Origin of the sequence: Rickettsiella endosymbiont of Dermanyssus gallinae (assembly GCF_019285595.1) — a bacterium.
Classification (GTDB): Bacteria; Pseudomonadota; Gammaproteobacteria; order Diplorickettsiales; family Diplorickettsiaceae; genus Rickettsiella_B.
Window position 1 is genome coordinate 1 of sequence record NZ_CP079094.1, and the last position, 18,827, is coordinate 18,827.

The 18,827-nt window shown below is 37.7% G+C and carries 25 protein-coding genes; 17 read left to right on the forward strand and 8 right to left on the reverse strand.

What is annotated here, in order from left to right; translation table 11 throughout:
• Positions 1-76: 76 nt before the first annotated feature.
• Genes dnaA through KX723_RS00020 form a run of 4 tightly spaced genes read left to right on the forward strand, consistent with a single transcriptional unit; the run spans position 77 to position 4,003 of the window.
• Positions 77-1,426, forward strand: coding sequence for a chromosomal replication initiator protein DnaA (gene dnaA / locus KX723_RS00005; protein ID WP_218814110.1), 1,350 nt, complete (start codon positions 77-79; stop codon positions 1,424-1,426).
• A 9-nt stretch (positions 1,427-1,435) separates the two neighbouring features.
• On the forward strand, positions 1,436-2,584 hold the full coding sequence (gene dnaN, locus KX723_RS00010) for a DNA polymerase III subunit beta (protein ID WP_218814111.1): 1,149 nt from the start codon (positions 1,436-1,438) through the stop codon (positions 2,582-2,584).
• A 6-nt stretch (positions 2,585-2,590) separates the two neighbouring features.
• A complete protein-coding gene (gene recF / locus KX723_RS00015) occupies positions 2,591-3,673 on the forward strand; it encodes a DNA replication/repair protein RecF (protein WP_218814112.1) in 1,083 nt (360 codons plus the stop codon).
• Positions 3,674-3,685: 12 nt separating this feature from the next.
• Positions 3,686-4,003 carry a DMT family transporter gene (locus tag KX723_RS00020; RefSeq protein ID WP_218814113.1) on the forward strand — a complete coding sequence of 106 codons (318 nt, stop codon included), beginning with the start codon at positions 3,686-3,688 and terminating at the stop codon, positions 4,001-4,003.
• Positions 4,004-4,045: 42 nt separating this feature from the next.
• Here KX723_RS00020 and KX723_RS00025 read toward each other — a convergent pair whose 3' ends face one another.
• Both KX723_RS00025 and trhO read right to left on the reverse strand, forming a co-directional pair.
• On the reverse strand, positions 4,046-4,306 hold the full coding sequence (locus KX723_RS00025; RefSeq protein WP_218814114.1) for a putative periplasmic lipoprotein: 261 nt from the start codon (positions 4,304-4,306) through the stop codon (positions 4,046-4,048).
• A gap of 46 nt (positions 4,307-4,352) precedes the next feature.
• On the reverse strand, positions 4,353-5,093 hold the full coding sequence (trhO, locus tag KX723_RS00030) for an oxygen-dependent tRNA uridine(34) hydroxylase TrhO (RefSeq protein ID WP_218814115.1): 741 nt from the start codon (positions 5,091-5,093) through the stop codon (positions 4,353-4,355).
• A 204-nt stretch (positions 5,094-5,297) separates the two neighbouring features.
• On the opposite strand from trhO, the gene KX723_RS00035 reads away from it, so the two are divergent.
• On the forward strand, positions 5,298-6,671 hold the full coding sequence (locus KX723_RS00035) for a glycine--tRNA ligase (protein ID WP_218814116.1): 1,374 nt from the start codon (positions 5,298-5,300) through the stop codon (positions 6,669-6,671).
• 30 nt (positions 6,672-6,701) lie between these two features.
• On the opposite strand, the gene KX723_RS00040 is transcribed toward KX723_RS00035, so the two are convergent.
• Together KX723_RS00040 and KX723_RS00045 are read right to left on the reverse strand one after the other, a co-directional pair.
• Positions 6,702-7,160, reverse strand: coding sequence for a YggS family pyridoxal phosphate-dependent enzyme (locus KX723_RS00040; RefSeq protein WP_218814117.1), 459 nt, complete (start codon positions 7,158-7,160; stop codon positions 6,702-6,704).
• Positions 7,076-7,387: a type III PLP-dependent enzyme domain-containing protein gene (locus KX723_RS00045; protein ID WP_218814118.1), complete on the reverse strand. Its 312-nt coding sequence runs from the start codon at positions 7,385-7,387 to the stop codon at positions 7,076-7,078. Before KX723_RS00045 ends, KX723_RS00040 begins: the two co-directional genes overlap by 85 nt.
• Before the next feature lie 82 nt (positions 7,388-7,469).
• Between KX723_RS00045 and acnB the strand changes: the two genes are divergently transcribed.
• The 3 genes from acnB to KX723_RS00060 all read left to right on the forward strand — a co-directional run bounded on the left by acnB (position 7,470) and on the right by KX723_RS00060 (position 10,777).
• Positions 7,470-10,052 (forward strand): bifunctional aconitate hydratase 2/2-methylisocitrate dehydratase, encoded by a 2,583-nt coding sequence (gene acnB / locus KX723_RS00050; RefSeq protein WP_246562460.1) that lies wholly within the window; start codon positions 7,470-7,472, stop codon positions 10,050-10,052.
• 69 nt (positions 10,053-10,121) lie between these two features.
• Positions 10,122-10,475: a fluoride efflux transporter CrcB gene (crcB, locus tag KX723_RS00055; RefSeq protein ID WP_281421191.1), complete on the forward strand. Its 354-nt coding sequence runs from the start codon at positions 10,122-10,124 to the stop codon at positions 10,473-10,475.
• Positions 10,472-10,777, forward strand: a complete 306-nt coding sequence (locus KX723_RS00060) for a DUF190 domain-containing protein (RefSeq protein WP_218814119.1) — start codon at positions 10,472-10,474, stop codon at positions 10,775-10,777. Before crcB ends, KX723_RS00060 begins: the two co-directional genes overlap by 4 nt.
• A gap of 21 nt (positions 10,778-10,798) precedes the next feature.
• Here the strand turns inward: KX723_RS00060 and KX723_RS00065 are convergent, their stop codons facing one another.
• Positions 10,799-11,518 (reverse strand): SDR family NAD(P)-dependent oxidoreductase, encoded by a 720-nt coding sequence (locus tag KX723_RS00065; RefSeq protein ID WP_218814120.1) that lies wholly within the window; start codon positions 11,516-11,518, stop codon positions 10,799-10,801.
• Positions 11,519-11,611: 93 nt separating this feature from the next.
• On the opposite strand from KX723_RS00065, the gene KX723_RS00070 reads away from it, so the two are divergent.
• Entirely contained in the window at positions 11,612-11,782 is a 171-nt protein-coding gene (locus KX723_RS00070; protein ID WP_218813323.1) for a hypothetical protein, read from the forward strand.
• 103 nt (positions 11,783-11,885) lie between these two features.
• On the opposite strand, the gene KX723_RS00075 is transcribed toward KX723_RS00070, so the two are convergent.
• The gene (locus KX723_RS00075) at positions 11,886-12,800 is read right to left on the reverse strand and encodes a LysR substrate-binding domain-containing protein (protein WP_246562461.1); all 915 of its coding nucleotides are present in this window, start codon (positions 12,798-12,800) and stop codon (positions 11,886-11,888) included.
• 595 nt (positions 12,801-13,395) lie between these two features.
• Here KX723_RS00075 and KX723_RS00080 point away from each other — a divergent pair.
• Positions 13,396-14,436 (forward strand): tyrosine-type recombinase/integrase, encoded by a 1,041-nt coding sequence (locus KX723_RS00080; RefSeq protein WP_218814121.1) that lies wholly within the window; start codon positions 13,396-13,398, stop codon positions 14,434-14,436.
• Between the two features lie 67 nt (positions 14,437-14,503).
• On the opposite strand, the gene KX723_RS00085 is transcribed toward KX723_RS00080, so the two are convergent.
• A complete protein-coding gene (locus KX723_RS00085) occupies positions 14,504-14,674 on the reverse strand; it encodes a hypothetical protein (protein WP_218813323.1) in 171 nt (56 codons plus the stop codon).
• Between the two features lie 204 nt (positions 14,675-14,878).
• Between KX723_RS00085 and KX723_RS00090 the strand changes: the two genes are divergently transcribed.
• Entirely contained in the window at positions 14,879-15,577 is a 699-nt protein-coding gene (locus KX723_RS00090) for a hypothetical protein (protein ID WP_218814122.1), read from the forward strand.
• 11 nt (positions 15,578-15,588) lie between these two features.
• On the opposite strand, the gene KX723_RS00095 is transcribed toward KX723_RS00090, so the two are convergent.
• Positions 15,589-15,759, reverse strand: a complete 171-nt coding sequence (locus tag KX723_RS00095) for a hypothetical protein (protein WP_218813323.1) — start codon at positions 15,757-15,759, stop codon at positions 15,589-15,591.
• Positions 15,760-15,923: 164 nt separating this feature from the next.
• Between KX723_RS00095 and KX723_RS09700 the strand changes: the two genes are divergently transcribed.
• The 6 genes from KX723_RS09700 (at position 15,924) to KX723_RS00120 (ending at position 18,817) form a co-directional block, all read left to right on the forward strand.
• Positions 15,924-16,058: a hypothetical protein gene (locus KX723_RS09700; protein WP_281421155.1), complete on the forward strand. Its 135-nt coding sequence runs from the start codon at positions 15,924-15,926 to the stop codon at positions 16,056-16,058.
• A gap of 205 nt (positions 16,059-16,263) precedes the next feature.
• Entirely contained in the window at positions 16,264-16,692 is a 429-nt protein-coding gene (locus KX723_RS00100) for a DUF5681 domain-containing protein (RefSeq protein ID WP_218814123.1), read from the forward strand.
• 22 nt (positions 16,693-16,714) lie between these two features.
• On the forward strand, positions 16,715-17,245 hold the full coding sequence (locus tag KX723_RS00105; RefSeq protein WP_246562462.1) for a gamma carbonic anhydrase family protein: 531 nt from the start codon (positions 16,715-16,717) through the stop codon (positions 17,243-17,245).
• A 32-nt stretch (positions 17,246-17,277) separates the two neighbouring features.
• Complete coding sequence (locus KX723_RS00110; protein WP_218814124.1) at positions 17,278-17,937, forward strand: hypothetical protein; 660 nt, start codon at positions 17,278-17,280, stop codon at positions 17,935-17,937.
• Between the two features lie 37 nt (positions 17,938-17,974).
• Positions 17,975-18,226, forward strand: a complete 252-nt coding sequence (locus KX723_RS00115) for a hypothetical protein (protein WP_218814125.1) — start codon at positions 17,975-17,977, stop codon at positions 18,224-18,226.
• Between the two features lie 153 nt (positions 18,227-18,379).
• On the forward strand, positions 18,380-18,817 hold the full coding sequence (locus KX723_RS00120; protein WP_218814126.1) for a response regulator: 438 nt from the start codon (positions 18,380-18,382) through the stop codon (positions 18,815-18,817).
• Positions 18,818-18,827 lie beyond the last annotated feature (10 nt).

The following is an 18,827-nucleotide window of genomic DNA, read 5'->3' on the forward strand; positions in this document are numbered from 1 at the left end:
GAGGGTAGATAAGCGATTAGAATTATGCTATGAACTTAGGCCGGTTAAACATTTTATTTAATCTAGAGGAATTATTGTGACAAGTGTTTTAGCAACAGCAACTTTCGTTTGGCAAAAATGTTTGGATCGTTTGCAAAACCATATTTCTCTCCAAGATTTTAATACGTGGATTCGCCCGTTACAGGCTGAGCATAAAGAAGATCAGCTTGTATTGTGGGCACCTAATCAATTTGTATTGCATTGTGTCAATGAGCGTTTTTTAGTGCACATTAATCAAATTTTGACACGATTGGATGATGTTCCTCCCGAAGTGATTTTAAAAGTAGGCAGTCGTGCTAATCAAGGCGCGCCGGCATTACGACACACACAAGAAGTAAAAGCACCGGTTAAAACAACCCGATTGTCGGCTACGCACATTAATACCAACTTTACTTTTGTAAATTTTGTTGAAGGTAAATCTAATCAATTAGCGCGTGCTGCAAGTGTACAAGTCGGTGAAAATCCTGGTGGCGCCTATAATCCCTTGTTACTTTATGGGGGCGTAGGTTTAGGTAAAACGCATTTAATGCATGCTATAGGCAATTCTATTTTGCATAAAAACCCAAATGCAAAAGTGTTGTATCTACATTCTGAGCGTTTTGTAGCCGATATGATTAAAGCGCTGCAAACCAACACAATCAATGACTTTAAAACATATTATCGTTCCTTAGATGCATTATTGATTGATGATATCCAGTTTTTCGCCGGAAAAGATCGATCACAAGAAGAGTTTTTTCATACGTTTAATACTTTACTCGAGAGCCAGCAACAAATTGTTTTGACCTGTGATCGTTACCCCAAAGAAATGTCCGGCGTAGAAGAAAGGTTAAAATCAAGATTAGGTTGGGGACTTACTGTTGCTATTGAGCCGCCTGATCTAGAAACGCGAGTTGCTATTTTAATTAGTAAAGCAGAACAAACAAAAGTTAATTTGCCTCAAGAAGTTGCTTTCTTTATTGGTAAACGTATTCATTCAAATGTAAGAGAGTTAGAAGGCGTTTTGAAACGCGTGATTGCCTACGCACAATTCACGGGTTGTCAAATTACGTTAGAATTAGTAAGAGAAGCTATAAAAGATGTGCTTGCTTTGCAGGATAAATTAGTAACTGTAGATAATATTATTAAAACAGTTGCTGAATATTATAAAATTAAAGTATCTGATTTGATTTCTAAACGTCGTACCTCTTCTTTAGCAAGGGCTAGACAAATTGCAATGGCGCTTGCTAAAGAATTAACAAATCATAGTTTACCTGAATTGGGTCGAGCATTTGGGGGACGTGATCATACGACGGTGCTGCACGCGTTCCGTAAAATACAAGAATTAAAAAAAACCAATACCGGTGTCGCTGAGGACTTTATAAATTTATTGCGTACGCTATCAAATTGAGGAAGAAAAATGCAGTTTACAATTAATCGTGAAGCCTTATTAAAACCATTACAACTTGTGACTGCGGTTATTGAGCGTCGTCAGACAGTACCTATACTGGCTAATGTCTTTTTAAATTTAAAAGATAAGGCATTATCGTTATTAGGCACAGACATGGAAGTAGAGCTATCAGGGCGGATAGCATTAGAAGACGCCGGTAAAGAAGGTAAGACCACGGCGCCAGCACGTAAACTGGTAGATATTTGTAAAAGTTTACCCGAAGAAAGCCTGTTAAAACTTCAACAAAAAGGCGATAAACTTATTCTGCAATGTGGCCGTAGTCGTTTTAATCTAGCGACATTGCCAGCCACTGATTTTCCTATTTCTGAAGAATCCTCTAGTGCAAATAATAAACAATTAACCTTCACACTCCCTCAAAAACGATTACGTTCTCTCATCGAGGCGACTAATTTTGCGATGGCTCAACAGGATGTACGTTATTATCTGAACGGAATGTTGTGGGAATTCGGCCAAGGAAGCTTACGTGCCGTAGCAACAGATGGACATCGTTTGGCAACCAGCATCAAAGCTTTGATTTCCCATACTAGGACAAATTTGAAGCAGAGTGATATTTCATTAAGTGATAATCAATTTATTATCCCTAGAAAAGCAGTTTATGAACTTTCGCGCTTGTTGAGTGATGATGAAGAGAATGACGTCACTATTTCATTAAATAACAATCAATTACGCGTCAATATGCCGGATTATACCTTTACCTCTAAACTTATCGATGGAAAGTTTCCAGGTTACGATCGCGTTATCCCACAAAGTGGCGATAAAACTTTAACCGTTGATCGGGATTTACTGAAATCTTCTTTAATGCGAGTAGGTATTTTATCAAATGATAAGCATAGAAGTATCTGTTTAGAAATGCAGGCGAAAGAATTGCGCATATTTGCTAATAACCTTGATCAGGAAGATGCAGAAGATGTACTTGAGGTTGATTTTTCAGGCGAAGCAATTACCGTCGCGTTTAATATTAACTATTTAATAGACGTATTAAATAGTTTGCCAACAGGATTGGTAAGAATGACCTTAACCTCAACGGATGCCAGTGTAAGATTAGAATCCGTTGAAGAAAATACCAGCATTTACGTTATTATGCCGATGCGTTTATAAGGCCTCATGCAGGTATTTCGTCTAAAAATAAACCAATTTCGAAACCTTGTTGATCTAGATCTTGAGTTTTCCCCCCGATTTAATTTTATTTATGGGTCTAATGGCAGTGGAAAATCGAGCTTATTAGAAGCCATCCATTTTTTAAGTTCAGGTCGTTCCTTTCGAAGCGCATTAGCAAGCCGCGCTATTCACTATGACGCAAGTCAATTTAATCTATTTTCTGTTGTTTTGAGAGAATCATTTACAACTACGCTAGGATTGGAAAAAACGCGACAAGGGAAAACTAGAATTAAAATTGGTAATAATGTTGAATCTATTGGCGAGCTAGTTAAATTGCTTCCTACGCAGTTTGTTAGTCCAAACAGTTATTATTTATTGAGTGGTGGTCCTAAAGCGCGACGACAATTTATAGATTGGGGAGCGTTTCACGTGGAACCCCATTTTTTCTCAATATGGCAACAATTCCAACAAACCTTAAAACAAAGAAATGCAGCATTACAAAGACAAATAGTAGCGGATCAAATAAAAGTATGGAATTGTAAGTTAATAGAATTTTCTGTTGAAATAACACGCATGCGGGAAAAGTACTTACAACAATTAACGCCATTGATTACAGAGTTAATAGGTGAATTGGTTGATTTAAAAGAATTAAAAATTGATTTTTATCAGGGCTGGGACCATCAATCTAGTTTAGAAGAGGTTTTAAACCGATCTTTTTCTCGCGATACTAGTCTAGGTTATACTCAATATGGTCCACAGAGAGCAGATTTATTAATTAAATTACGCGGTAATCCAGCTCATGAAGTATTATCACGTGGGGAGCAAAAATTATTAGCCTATGCGTTACAGTTAGCGCAAGGATTATTGTTAAAAAAGATAACTAATAAATCATGTATTTATTTATTCGATGATTTGTTTGCAGAGCTTGATGCGGTTAAGCAAGGATATCTTCTTGCATTGTTAAATAGACTAGAATCGCAGGTTTTTGTTACGGTAATTGAAGCTAACTTGATTAAGTCATTAAATGACAGTGTGAATGGAAAAACATTTCAAGTAGAAAATGGGCAAATCCTAGAAAAATGCTTTTAATAAGGGGGTAATATGAATGCTTGGTTCATTTTAATGATAGCAGGACTGTTTGAGATAGGGTTTACAACCTGTATGAAACTATCAGAAGGGTTTACGCAGATACCCTATACCTTAGGGTTTATAATTTTTTCCTGCCTGAGTTTATTTTTTTTAAATAAAGCATTGACTCATATCCCTTTAGGGACAGCTTATGCCGTATGGACGGGAATTGGTGCTTTTGGAACGGCTTTAATTGGTATGTTCTTTTTTAAAGACCCTATCAGTTATTTGAGGGTATTTTTCTTGATATTATTGATTGGTTCAATCTTAGGATTAAAATTCGTGCGATAAAGTAACAAAAGGCCATTGTTTCACGTGAAACCTTTTGGGTTGTCAGTAAGGGTAATAAGGAAAAGGATAATAAGGGAAGTTATAAAACCCATAGTTTCTTCTATAGGAAAGCGCATTAATGGCATCGGTAATAGGTGCTGTTTGGGCTTCGATTGTCCTTTGTCGGTTATATCCAGCAATAACTTGATTACGTTGTTGTTGATTCAGCTGATCCCACCGTTGCTGAGGTATGCCAAAGATCAGTGGGGGGCCACAAGCGGTTAATAAAAAGGGTACTATAAGGAAAAAAAGGAATTTTTTCATAAGTAATTAATCAATTAAATTCATATCTATTATAGCTTATTTTATATTAAGGACTTTTGGTGCTATCAAAGACTTCTAGAGAAGGAGTCAGTGCTTTTCTGTCATCAAATACAAAACACAGGCCATCATAATGATCGCCACCACACTTTTCAAAATAGTTGAGTATCCCCCCGTCTAGTTGATAAACCTCGTCAAAACCAGCTTCTATAAGAAAGGCAGAGGCTTTTTCACAACGTATTCCGCCAGTACAAAATGTAATCACTGGGGCTTTTTTAATAGTGTCGGGTAATTTTTGAACTGCTACAGGGAAGTCTCTAAAATGTTTAAGTTCTAAATGTAAGCTATTTTCAAAACTTCCAAATTCAACTTCAAAGCTGTTCCGCGTGTCTAATAAGACAAGATCCGGTCGTTCTTTAAACCAGCTTTTTAGGGTTTCAGGTGTTATTGAAGTGGCTGTATGGACTTCAGGGCGGATAGCGTCAATACCAAAGGGGATGATTTCCTTTTTTATTTTAACAAACATTTTCTTAAAGGGTTGGAAGTCAGACAAGCTTTCTTTAAAGGTAAGGTTTTCAAAAGATGGGATGCTGTTGAGCTGTTCTTTAAGTTTGGTAATGGCTTCTCTTTGCCCAGCCAGGAACAGATTAATGCCTTCTTGGCTTAGTAAAATAGTACCTTTTAGCCCTAATTGCTGTGTTTCTTTTTTTAATTTAATTTGCAGTTCTGCAAGTAAATCATGCGGTAAACGCACAAACCGGTAGGCTGAAATATTAATAATAGATAGCATAATGTCAGAAAATAGTCTTAATATCAGAAAATATCGCTTATTTTACACGCTTAGGGGCTATTTTGGACAGTTATTTCATAGAAGGCGCTTGAATAGATTTTTTGTTTTAGGAAAAAGATAGCGCTTAACAGGGGTGGCGAAACCTGCTATAAATTCTCATTAAGTTAATAAATTGGCAATAAATACACATTTCGGAAATTTACTATGGCGGCAAAAAATTTAGAAGAAATCGTTTCCTTATGTAAGCGCAAAGGATTTATTTTTCAAAGTGGAGAAATCTATGGGGGGCTGCAAGGTGTTTATGATTACGGTCCCTTAGGTGTGGAATTAAAAAATAATTTAAAGGCGGCGTGGTGGAAATCAAATGTGTATGAGCGTGATGATATTTACGGTTTAGATGCCGCTATTTTGACGCAGAAAAAGATTTTTTTCTATTCAGGCCACGAAAATACCTTTGCAGATTTAATGGTGGATTGTAGAAAGTGTAAAAAACGTTGGCGTTCGGATCATCTTGTTGAAGGAAAATGTGAAAATTGCGGTTCAAAGGATTTAACAGATCCAAGATCCTTTAACATGATGTTTAAAACCAATATAGGGCCAGTGGAAGATAAAGATTCTTATGCTTATCTACGTCCAGAAACAGCGCAAGGAATCTTTACTAATTTTAAAAATGTTATGGATTCTATGGCACCTAAATTGCCTTTTGGCATTGCTCAAATAGGTAAAGCATTTCGTAATGAAATAACGCCGCGTAATTTTATTTTTCGGGTGCGAGAATTTGAGCAAATGGAAATTGAGTTTTTTGTTAAACCCGGTGAAGATGAAAAATGGCAGGAATATTGGGTAGAGCAACGCTTAGCGTGGTGGAAAGAACAAGGGTTATCACCCGAACGGTTAAAATTATTTAAACAACCTCAAGAAGAATTAGCGCATTATGCGAAAGCGACATCGGATATCTTATATCAATTTCCCCATGGTTTTGAGGAGTTAGAAGGTATTTCAAATAGAACAGATTATGATTTGGGATCCCATACACAAGCACAACAAGATTTAAAAATAAATGCAAACGTTGCGATTAATAAAGACAGTGTTTCCAAGTTGAGTGTTCAAGATCCACCAGGACAGCATTTCTTACCTTACGTTATTGAACCTTCCGCAGGTTTAGATAGAGGTGTATTAGCTGTTTTAACAGAGGCCTACACAGAAGAAAAATTAGCCGATAATAAAGAGCGTATTGTTTTAAAAATAAAACCACATCTTTCACCGGTTAAAGTCGCTATTATTCCATTAAAACGTAACGAAAGTGCAATTGTAGAAAAAGCACAAGCGATTAAGAAATCCCTTCAGTCTTTAGGTTTAGGACGGATTGCCTATGAAGATACAGGTAATATTGGTAAAAGTTATAGAAGACACGATGAAATTGGAACGCCACTTTGTATGACAGTTGATTTTGATACGGTTGGCAAAAGTGATAATACTGCGAATCATGATACCGTCACGGTGCGTGATAGGGATTCTATGGCGCAAACGCGGGTTAATGTATCTAGACTAATAGATTATATAAAAGAACGTTTTTAAGCTGAGCTTTCTGGTAAAGACTTAGCGTGACTATGATCTGTGTCCAAAAATAGCCGTGCCTATTCGGACACAGGTTGCTCCTTCTGCAATAGCAGCTACAAAATCACCTGACATGCCCATCGATAAAGTATCTATTTTAAAACCTAATTGTTGCAACTCTGCAAAAGCACGATGTAACTTTTTAAAACTATCACGTTGTGCTGAAAACTCAGTTCTTTTTTTAGGTATAGCCATTAAGCCACGTAAATTTAAGTAGGGAAGTTTTTCTAACGATTGTGCAAATGCCGTAAGATCTTTCAAATAGATGCCCGCTTTATTAGGTTCTTCATCAAGATTAATTTGAATACAGACATTGAGTGGCAATAAATTGATTGCCCTATATTGGTTTAAACGTGTGGCGGTTTTTATTTCACAGAGGCTATGTACCCAGTGAAAATTTTCAGCAATAAGCTTAATTTTATTGCTTTGAATGCCCCCAGGAAATGCCACTCTAAATGATTAGCTTGTAATTGCTTTATTTTTTCTAATGCTTCTTGAACATAGTTTTCTTCAAACACGAATTGCCCTGCGTCAATAGCTTCTTTAATAGCGGGTATAGCTTGTGATTTGCTAACAGCGATTAGTTTGACAGAGTGATTTAGACGCTGAAAACGGTGCTCAGCCTCGGCTATCTGTGTTTTTACTTGTAAAAGACGTTGATGGATTAAATGGGTCATAATTAACTCTAGATTTTGGCTTACTTATACTATTTTAAGAGAGTATAATCGGCCTTATTTAAAAGAATAAGTGGGGTTTATCGTGTCTTCTACAACTCAATTTTTAAAGGCTTATGAGCAACATGTACAGCTGCGTGCCAGTGAAGGGATAGGACCATTACCTTTGAGCGCTGAGCAGGTAGCAGAATTAGTTGAGCTCCTTAAAAGCCCACCACAGGATGTTCAAGGCCCTTTTTTAGTTGAATTATTGAGCCAGCGTATAGCGCCTGGGGTTGATCCTGCCGCTTATGTTAAAGCCGCTTTCCTTGCTGCTTTGGCTAAAGGCGAAACAAAATCCCCTTTTATAGACCCTATTCAGGCGGTTGAATTACTGGGAACCATGTTAGGTGGTTATAATGTCCCTATTCTTATCGAATTACTGGATCATCCTAGTTTGGCAGATACCGCAGCAAAACAGCTGTCACATACCTTATTGATGTTTGACGCTTGCTACGATGTGATTGAAAAAGCCAATACAGGAAATTTATTTGCTAAGCCGGTTATAGAGGCTTGGGCAAACGCTGCATGGTTTACTTCTAAGCCTGAAGTTCCTCACAAACTAACCGTATCGGTTTTTAAAGTATCAGGCGAAATTAATACGGATGACTTATCTCCAGCGACCGAGGCTTGGAGTCGGCCCGATATTCCACTACATAGTTTAGAAATGTTACGTAACCGCATGCCAGAAGGGCTAGAAATAATCAGTGGTTTAAAATCCAAGGGTTATCCCATTGCTTTTGTAGGCGACGTTGTAGGGACCGGTTCATCCCGTAAATCCGCGATTAATTCCGTATTATGGCATATGGGCGAGCCGATTCCATTTGTACCTAACAAACATCGTGGCGGTATCATTTTAGGTGGAACAATTGCCCCAATTTTTCGTACAACCGCTGAAGATTCAGGCGCTTTTCCCATAGAAGTGGATGTTAGTGAATTAAATACGGGCGATGTTATCCATATTTATCCTTATGAAGGCCGGATAACCGATGAGCAAGGATTAGAAATAGCACGATTTGAAGTCAACCCCCCGTTACTGGATGCAGTACGTGCCGGCGGCCGAATTCCTTTGATTATTGGACGATCCTTGACGGATAAAGTCTGTGAAGCAATGGGATTGTCTTTTTCGAATGCTTTTTATAGGCCAAAAATTGCCCAAGAAAGTGCAAAAGGGTTTACTTTAGCGCAGAAAATGGTGGGTAAGGCCTGTGGCTTGGCCGGTATACGTCCAGGCACTTATTGCGAGCCTAAGATATCTGCCGTCGGCTCCCAAGATACAACGGGTCCGATGACACGTGATGAGCTCAAAGAGCTTGCTTGTTTAGGGTTTTCAGCCGATTTGGTTATGCAAAGCTTTTGCCATACAGCGGCTTATCCCAAACCGGTTGATATTGAAACACAACATAGCTTACCGGATTTCTTTTCTTCACGTGGCGGTATTGTTTTACGCCCTGGCGATGGCATTATCCATTCCTGGCTTAACCGTATGTTGTTACCCGATACCGTAGGTACAGGTGGCGATTCACATACACGTTTTCCAATCGGTATTAGTTTTCCTGGTGGTTCAGGTGTCGTTGCTTTTGCAGCCGCGATGGGTGTGATGCCGTTGACGATGCCAGAGTCTGTATTAGTAAGATTTACAGGTCAAATACAACCAGGGATTACGCTACGAGATCTTGTGAATGCTATTCCCTATGTAGCATTACAACGAGGATTGCTAACCTTAGCGAGCAAGAATAAAGAAAATATATTTTCAGGTCGTATCTTAGAGATTGAAGGTTTACCTGATCTTAAGATTGAACAAGCTTTCGAATTTGCTGATGCATCGGCAGAACGTTCAGCCAATGGATGTACCGTGCGCTTAAATAAAGAGCCGGTCATTGAATATTTAAATTCGAATATTTCTTTATTAAAATGGATGATAACCAATGGCTATCAAGATGTACGTAGTTTGCAACGCCGTATTGATGCGATGCAACATTGGTTACTTAATCCCGTCTTATTAGAACCCGATACTGATGCTGAATATGCAGAAGTGATTGATATCGATCTGAATCAAATTACAGAGCCTTTATTAGCCTGCCCAAATGATCCGGATAATATTAAACCCTTATCCGAAGTAGCAAAGACAAAGGTAGATGAAGTTTTTATAGGTTCTTGCATGACAAACATAGGGCATTATCGTGCGGCAGGAAGCTTATTAAAGAATGTTACTGGGCATCTACCTAGTATTTTGTGGATAGCACCACCTACAAAAATGGATGCCCATCAGCTAATGCAAGAAGGTTATTACGCTATTTACGGATCAGTAGGTGCTCGAACCGAAATGCCTGGGTGCTCATTATGTATGGGTAATCAAGCAAGAGTACAGAATGGCGCGACTGTTGTTTCAACCTCAACGCGAAACTTCCCTAATCGTATGGGAAAAGGCGCTAATGTTTACTTAGCTTCTGCGGAACTTTCTGCCATAACAGCAACCTTAGGTTATCTTCCTAGTACAGAAGAATATAAGGAAAAAATACAGTTTATAAACACAATGGCAGATGATTTATACCGATACTTAAATTTTGATCAAATGGCGGATTATCAAACTGTTTCAAAGGAAGTCAGTGTATTAGCTGATAAGTGAAGCGTTTACTAGGAAAACGGAAGGATAGCTTGGGAGTTCTAAGGATTTGAACACAGTTTTTTTATATTTATAGGCGCTGGCCTAGGTGGCGTTTTACGCTACGGCATATCAAACGGTGTTTATAGGCTCTTTAAACCGCAGTTTCCTATTGGCACGTTAATTGTCAATATAAGTGGTTGCTTTTTGATGGGACTGTTATTTGTTTTCCTATTAGATCGTTTTGAGCAGTTTAGCTCCGAATTAAGGGCATTATTATTAGTTGGTATGTTGGGCGGGTATACCACCTTTTCTTCTTTCTCAATAGAAACGATTAATTTATTTGAGAATGGCCATTGGCTAAATGCCGTTATGAATATTTTTCTTGGAGTAGGGTTATGTTTAATCGCTACATGGTTCGGCGTTGTCATGGGAAGAAGTTTATGAAGACAATGGATATTGTGGTGGTGAGAATTTATATAACGGAGGGTTCTCATCTTTTAAGTAAAATAGTTGATTACTTAAAGTCAGAAGCGCATGTTCCGGGAATGAGTGTATTTCGGGCCATTAATGGTTTTGGAGAAACCGGAAATTCTACGCCTTCATTGGTCGATCTTTCTCTTAGTTTGCCTCTTGTGATCGAATTTTTTGACGCTGATAACGGCAAAGTAGAAAAAATAGTAGAGTATTTGAGTAAAATCGTAAAGCCAGGACATATTATTTTTTGGGATGCGAAAACCACAGGCTAAAAAAACGGCTCAGTAATAGGCTTATATTTTTATATATTTAAAAATTTTTTCTGGAATCAATCGGATTATTAACATAATGACTCGCCATATTTTTGGAATATAAACACTTTCTTTTCCTTTATCTAAGGCTTTGATGATTTTTAACCCCGTTTTTTGCGGGCAGGCAGCTAAGAATATGGGGTAGCTTCCACCAAATGTCATTTTTGTATCGATTAAACCCAATTTAACCGTGAGTACATGGATTTGATGGGCGGTTAAAGAACCGCGTAGACCTTGTAAATAAGTGGTTAATGCCGATTTGCTTGCGCCATAGACATAATTACTTTGACGTCCCCTATCGCCAGCCACAGAACTGAGTCCAATGATAAATCCTTTTTTTTGTGAAACTAAGTAATTAGCACAAATATCTAATATTGAAACGGCACCTGAAAAATTAGCGGCGATAATGTCTGTATGAGGATATTTTTTGTCTAGAGATCCCACAGCCATTAATACGCCCTGTAGACTACCTATTTTTTCCAATACTTTTTTGAAGAAATCCGGGTGTGAGTCAAATGCGGTAATATCAAAATAGGAATAATAAACCTGCGTTTTAAACCGTATTTGTAAATCTTTTGATAGGCGCTCTAGTTCAAGCAAATTACGGCCGGCTAGAAAAAGTGAATATCCGCGCGCTGCAAAAATTTCAGCGCAGGCTTTAGCTATAGAAGAGGTGGCACCTAAAATTAAAATAGATTGCATGATGATAAGGATAACCCTTTATAAGGGAACAGATAGCTAAAAACTATAGCAAAAAATCGTGCATATAAAAACAACAGAAAAAATATACCGGCGATGAGACAGGAAAGCATTGTGAAAGCAATGCGAAGTCGAAGAGCCCGCGATAGGCGTGCGTTGACGGGCGAAGCAGGAAACGCATCACGCCGTAAAGTCATTTGTGGGAGGCACGGGCATGAACTCCGAAGGAGTGAGTGCGTGCCGGACGCAGGACGTATCGCGGCCTAATTTCAGTCGCGTCATGCGAACGAATTTCGGGGACACGATGGCCGAAATTCTTCGGGAGCATAGCGACTCACTTGATTTGTTGCTAAAATAGAGTTCTAAAGCGCTAACCGCATTTTTTTAGGAATTCAGAGATAACGGTGGATTGGTATTTTTCTTTGTGAATTAAGATGTGAAATTCACGGCTTAGGTTTAAAAAAGGAGTCCTTAGTTCTATTAATTTGTTACTCTTTAAGTGTTCTCCCACGACGACTCTAGAAAGACAGCTAATGCCTAGGCCGGCTTGCGTAGCCTGTTTAAGCGCTTCCGTATCATCTAGTTCTAAAAAAGGTCTTATTTTTCCACCAATAGCCTCTTCTAGTTTTCCACGGGTTTGGGAGTTTGTTTCTCGAAGTAGCCAGCGTGCATTAACGATATCAGATAAAGTAAGCTTCTTTTTTTTACTTAAAGGGTTTTTTGGAGAAGCGACAATCACAAGTTCATCTTTTCGCCAGGGATAGGTATTAACTTTGTCAGAATAACAATTGGCCTCTATGAGCGCTACATCAATATGGAACGAAAGTAACTTAGATAAAATAACTTCTGTGTTGGCTATTTCTAATTTAATTTGTATGTTTTGATGTTCAGCAGTAAATTCAGAAATAAGCTGAGGTAATAGGTAGTTACCAATAGTCTTGCTTGCGCCTATGACCAATTGACCGGATAAATTATCTTTTTTATTTTCAGTCATCATATCTTTAAGTTCTTTTATTTGAGATATGATAGTAGTTGCTTTAGGTAATAAAGACCGGCCTCTTTCATTTAAAAACAATTGTTTTCCATGTCTATCAAAGATAGAACCTTCCAATTGTTCTTCAAGTGTTGCAAGTGCCATACTGCAAGCCGATTGTGAAAGAAACATTTTTTTAGCGGCATGACTAACATTTCCAGACTTTGCAATTGCAACAAACACTTCGAGTTGTTTTAGAGTTATACGCATAGTTTTTAAAATTTTTATTACTAAATTAATTTCCTTTAACATTTTGTTAAGGAATGCTTAATAAAACCATAATACCGGATTAATATTCCTGTGACTATAATTCTTATCAAATATATATTTATCAGTATAAGGCTTAAAATGTAGCTATATTTTTTTGATATGAGTTAATTTCGTTATTTATTTTTAAGCAATACACAGTATTGCAAAAAACAGCAACGGTATTAGATTCTTTTAAAAATTTAACAGAGAAAATAATAAATAAAAAAATTATTATTTGTTTGATTTATTTTAAATAAGACTGTAATGAAAGTAAGTGTTTGATAGGTTTCTACAACATGCGAGATTCAATTATGTAGAAGTGTTTCAGTATAAAAGCTAATTTAGCTTAAAACTTTTCCTATAAACTTTGATACATTAGAAATTGATTTGAGAGTAGTTATCGATAAGGCGTTGATCATTGGTGCCGAAACCAGGAGTCGAACCCGGGACCTACTGATTACAAATCGGGACATGTTCTTGTTTCAAAGATTTTCACTGCATTTCTATATTTTCATAAAAACTCTATTTTTATAGCATAAAAAAAATAGTTGCTGTATTATAATGTTTCATCTGTTTTCATAATAATACAGTGCTTGCCATGCTATTAGAGGAACCCCGAAAGGAACCCCAAAAAGAAAACTCTCGTTTTACAGATAAGCTAATTAAGTCACTTAAGCCAAAGCCACAACGTTATGACGTAAGAGAAAAAAGTGGCCAAGGGTTTGGTATTAGAGTTTTCCCTAGTAATCAGAAATCTTGGGTTTTTCTTTATCATTTTGAAGGTAAAAAGAAAAGGATGACGTTAGGAACTTATCCTCTCGTTTCCTTAAATGAGGCACGCCAAAAGCATTTTGAAGCATTACGTGTATTAAGCAGTGGGAAAGACCCTAACGTAATCAAACAAGAAACCCAGCTTGCTTCAAAAAATGCAGAGACCATACCCGGTCTTATTGAAGAGTATTTAGAAAAATGGGCTAAAAAACGTAAACGATCCTGGAAAGAAGACGAGCGTATATTAAAGAAAGATGTACTTTCAGTTTGGGGAAAGAAAAAAGCTAAAGATATAAAGAAACATGATGTTATTTCTTTATTAGATAAAGTGATTGAACGAGGCTCTCCGATCGCGGCTAATAGGACACTAGCAGTCATTCGTAAAATGTTTAATTTTGCGGTTGAACGCTCGATACTTCCTATAACTCCCTGTTACAATATGAAAGCCCCTGCATTAGAGAATCAAAGAGATCGTGTACTTTCTTTTGATGAGATTCGTTTTTTTTGGGTTGGGCTAGATAAATTTAGTTGTTCAGAGTTGATTAAGTTAGCCCTAAAGCTACAGTTAACGACAGCACAAAGAAAAGGAGAAGTTGTGTCGGCCGAATGGAAAGAAATGGATTTAAAAACAGGGTGGTGGACGATTCCTAGTCATAAGGCAAAGAACCGAAATGCACACCGCGTACCGTTGTCAAAATTAGCGCTTTCTCTATTGGTAGAGTTGAAAAAATATTCTGGTCATACGTCTTGGCTGTTTCCTTCCCGTGTCGGAAATCAGTCTTTAACAGGCTCGTCTATTGATCATGCATTACTTAAAAATCTACAGATTCTTGACTCTGCTAAATCCTTTACACCACATGACAAGTGAGTCGCTATGCTCCCGAAGAATTTCGGCCATCGTGTCCCCGAAATCCGTTCGCATGACGCGACTGAAATTAGGCCGCGATACGTCCTGCGTCCGGCACGCACTCACTCCTTCGGAGTTCATGCCCGTGCCTCCCACAAATGACTTTACGGCGTGATGCGTTTCCTGCTTCGCCCGTCAACGCACGCCTATCGCGGGCTCTTCGACTTCGCATTGCTTTCACAATGCTTTCCTGTCTCATCGTTTGCGCCGTACAGCGGCAAGCCATATAGCTAGCTTGGGTACTTCACGATTGGTAGTGAGCAAGCTTTTAAACCATGTTGAAAAAGGTGTTACCGCTATCTATGACCGTCATAGCTATGATAAAGAAAAGAGACACGCTATAGCGGTGTGGGGAGAAAAATTAGAGGAAATTATATTCGTCAAATAAAATAAGGAAATAGTAATGTTTGATGTTAATAAGAACGATCTGACGCTACTTACAATGGAATATAATGAAGAAAACGTCAAAAAAATTCTAATGGAAGCAGTAAAAGATAATATTAAATTATATGCTCAACATCCTAGAAAGAATTATTTTTTAGCTATTTCATCTGGCTCTATAGATAAAATAAGAAAGAATCATCCTCACTCAGCTCGTATTGTGCTGGGAAATTTCTGTTATGCGAACCCTTTGGATAGTTTAACTGATACGACAGATATTGGTTTTAATGATTTATGGATCAATAAAAAAGAAGTCGATAGTTTTCTCAATAAATTAGCAGAAATATCAGGAACTAAAGTAGACTCTGAAAAACTTAACCATAATATAGAAAATAAAATGTTAGGTATTGGCAGAGATGAATTATCTTATTTGATAAAAAAATATGAAGAAAAACATGTCAACAAGATTTTATATGCAGCCATGGAAGGGAAAATTAAACTTTATATTCTACATACTTTAGCAGATATTATTTTACCTATCTCTCCTGAAAAGATAGAGGCTATGGTTATTAATTACCCGGAGGGAGTGGAAATTGAATTAGAAGCCTCTGACAAATACTTCAATCCACATAGGGTGAGGCAATGGAGTGGAGCTTTACAAGTGAGTCGCTATGCTCCCGAAGAATTTCGGCCATGGTGTCCCCGAAATTCGTTCGCATGACGCGACTGAAATTAGGCCGCGATACGTCCTGCGTCCGGCACGCACTCACTCCTTCGGAGTTCATGCCCGTGCCTCCCACAAATGACTTTACGGCGTGATGCGTTTCCTGCTTCGCCCGTCAACGCACGCCTATCGCGGGCTCTTCGACTTCGCATTGCTTTCACAATGCTTTCCTGTCTCATCGGTGGAATCATCCTCTAAGGGGAATAGAGCAGGTTTTAAGGACGAGTCGCACCATAAAATGACTTCAGGGGACTATTATGTTTTCCCAGAAACTTATAGAAAGGAGCTATGTAAAGGATTTGAGCCACAAGCAGTCACAGCACTTTTGCTTAGGAAAAGTTTTTTGTTAGAACACCCATCAAGTGGTCAAGTAGATGCATCAATCTATGTTCCTGCATTAGGTAGAACCGCTCGTTTGTATCATTTTGCTGCGCACATTATTGGTCCTAAGGAAGAAGAAAAAACGAGAGTTAGCTAAAAAGGTGTGTGAGGGATGTGAGAGTTGTGAGAAATTTAGCTTTCCATAAAAAAATGAACAACTAGCTCACAAATCTCACAAGTGGAAAAAGTAAAGTTGAGAGACAATATCTCCGTTAACACTTTGATTTTAAAGGGTTTTTAGATCTCACAAATCTCACGGGCTATTTTTGCTAATCCTGAAAAATAGAGGGAATATACAGAAAATGAAATACCAACCAGGCCAAAGCGGTAACCCCAAAGGCAAACCGAAGGGAACGTTAAACAAAAAGACACGATGGTTGCAATTACTTGAGTCTCATGCGGATAAGCTGGTAGCGCAAGCGATTGAATTAGCACAATCAGGTGATGCTAATACCTTACGTTTTTGCTTGGAACGATTAATTCCTAAAGCCAAAGCTAGACCCGTTAACCTAACGTTACCTAAGGATCTGTATAAGTCAGGCGCTTTACTGGAAGCAGGTAACGCTATTTTAAGGGATGTGGTTAAACAGGAAATAACCCCCGACCAGGCCAAATCACTAATGAGTGTCCTGACAGCCTATCGAGATACTAGCTTAATGGAAAAACTAAGCCAGGAAATTAGTGAACTCAAAGCAGCGTTAAAAAACCAGGAAAAAGAAAAGGTATTTTAGTATAAAATTAAATCTCAAGGAGATGTTTCAAATGCTTTATTCTTTTGAAGGTAGAGTGCCAAAGTTCATTGGCGATAATCATTTTATCGCTGCCAGCGCCGATATTATTGGCTCCGTCATTATCCATAATAACGTTATTATCCTTTCAAATGCCGTTGTACGTGGGGACAATGATGTTATTGAAATTGATGAAAATACGAATATCCAGGACGGAGTTATTGTCCATACTGATCCTGGGCTTTCAATAAAAATAGGGAAAAATGTGACGATGGGACATAACGCTGTGTTCCATGGACGAAGCGTTGGGGACAACTCCGTGATTGGTATAGGTGCTGTTGTCTTAGCCAATGCCGTTATTGGAAAAAATTGTATGATTGGAGCGAAAGCGTTGGTGCTTGAAAATCAAGAAATTCCTGATGGATCGCTCGTAATTGGCATCGGAAGAATAAAGTCAAAATTAACTGAAAATCAAATAGAAAATTTAAAAAAATATTCTCTGCATTATTTTGAAAAAATAGCTCGATATAAGAAGGGACTTAAAATATATCAATAATAAAAGAATTTTTAAATTCTAGAGAAATAAAAATGAAATCAATTAATAAAATTTTAAATAAATTTTTGAAAAACAATAACTACTATGTGCTAAAAGACCTTAATTCTAGCTACATTGGGTGTAGTGAATCAGTAGCTGAGGAGGCAGGACTTGATTCTTCTAAAAATATTAAGGGAAAAAGTGATTACGACATGATATGGAAAGAGTCTGCAGAGTCTTTTATTCAAGCAGATGGCGATCTTATTTTAAACAAAAAAATACAAATCAATAGTTTGGAAATGATACAAGGCTCATCGGGAATGCACAAAGTGTTGGTTAGTAAAACAGGATTACGTAAAGATAATGGTGATTTAGTAGCAATTATATCAACAAATATTATTATTGACGATATCGATATGGATATTCGAAAAAAAACGGGTAGGCTGAGTGAGGATGAACAGAAATTTTATTTAGGTTCTTTTTGGGGTGAGAAATATATTACAAAACGTGAAGTACAAGTACTTAAATGTATTCTTCATGCGATGAGACAGGAAAGCATTGTGAAAGCAATGCGAAGTCGAAGAGCCCGCGATAGGCGTGCGTTGACGGGCGAAGCAGGAAACGCATCACGCCGTAAAGTCATTTGTGGGAGGCACGGGCATGAACTCCGAAGGAGTGAGTGCGTGCCGGACGCAGGACGTATCGCGGCCTAATTTCAGTCGCGTCATGCGAACGAATTTCGGGGACACGATGGCCGAAATTCTTCGGGAGCATAGCGACTCACTTGGTTTTTCAGCCATAAAAATGGCATCTATATTAAGCCTTTCTAGGAAAAGAATAGATTGCATCATAAAACAATTGAAGCAGCAATTACAGTGTAGGTCACAACTCGAAATAGTAAGTCGAGCTATAAAAGAAGGATGGATTTATTTATTGGAAGAAAACATTGGAATAAATAATATTATCGATAAAAACAAAAAACACTCTCGGGACCGGAAATAATACGCTGTCAATTTTTAATTTTCACAAACTATCAGATATATCGGATCTTTTTTAAAAACTACAGTAAAAGCCCTACAGGGAAATTCCTATATTTTATTGTGCCGTTTTTTCTCTATAATTTACCGCTTTAAAGCTCTTAAAGGGATATAAAAAGTGGAACAACAAAATGAGATAAGAGATAAAAAAATAGTAAAGGAAATCTTATTGGTGGAAGATTGTGCTATTCAAGTAAAGGCACTTTGTCGTTTTTTATATCTTTTAGAATATCAGGTTGAAATAGCAAGAGACGCTAAAACAGCAATTCAATTTATACAAAATAAACCTTATACGTTAATTGTAACAGATTTAGGGTTGCCGGATGATTCAGGTGAATTGGTCATTGAAGAAACCAGAAAATCTGAATTTAATCAGTTAACGCCTTTAATAGTTTGTACTGGACATGCCGACTCAAAAAAAGAAGAAAAATGCAAAGAGTTAGGTGCTCAGCAGGTTTTAATAAAACCTATTTATATAGAGATGCTCAAAAAGGCGATTGAAAAATGTCTTATGAAGAAAGGACTTGATTTGAGTGTAGGCTATGAAGCGGTATAGGTTTTATTAC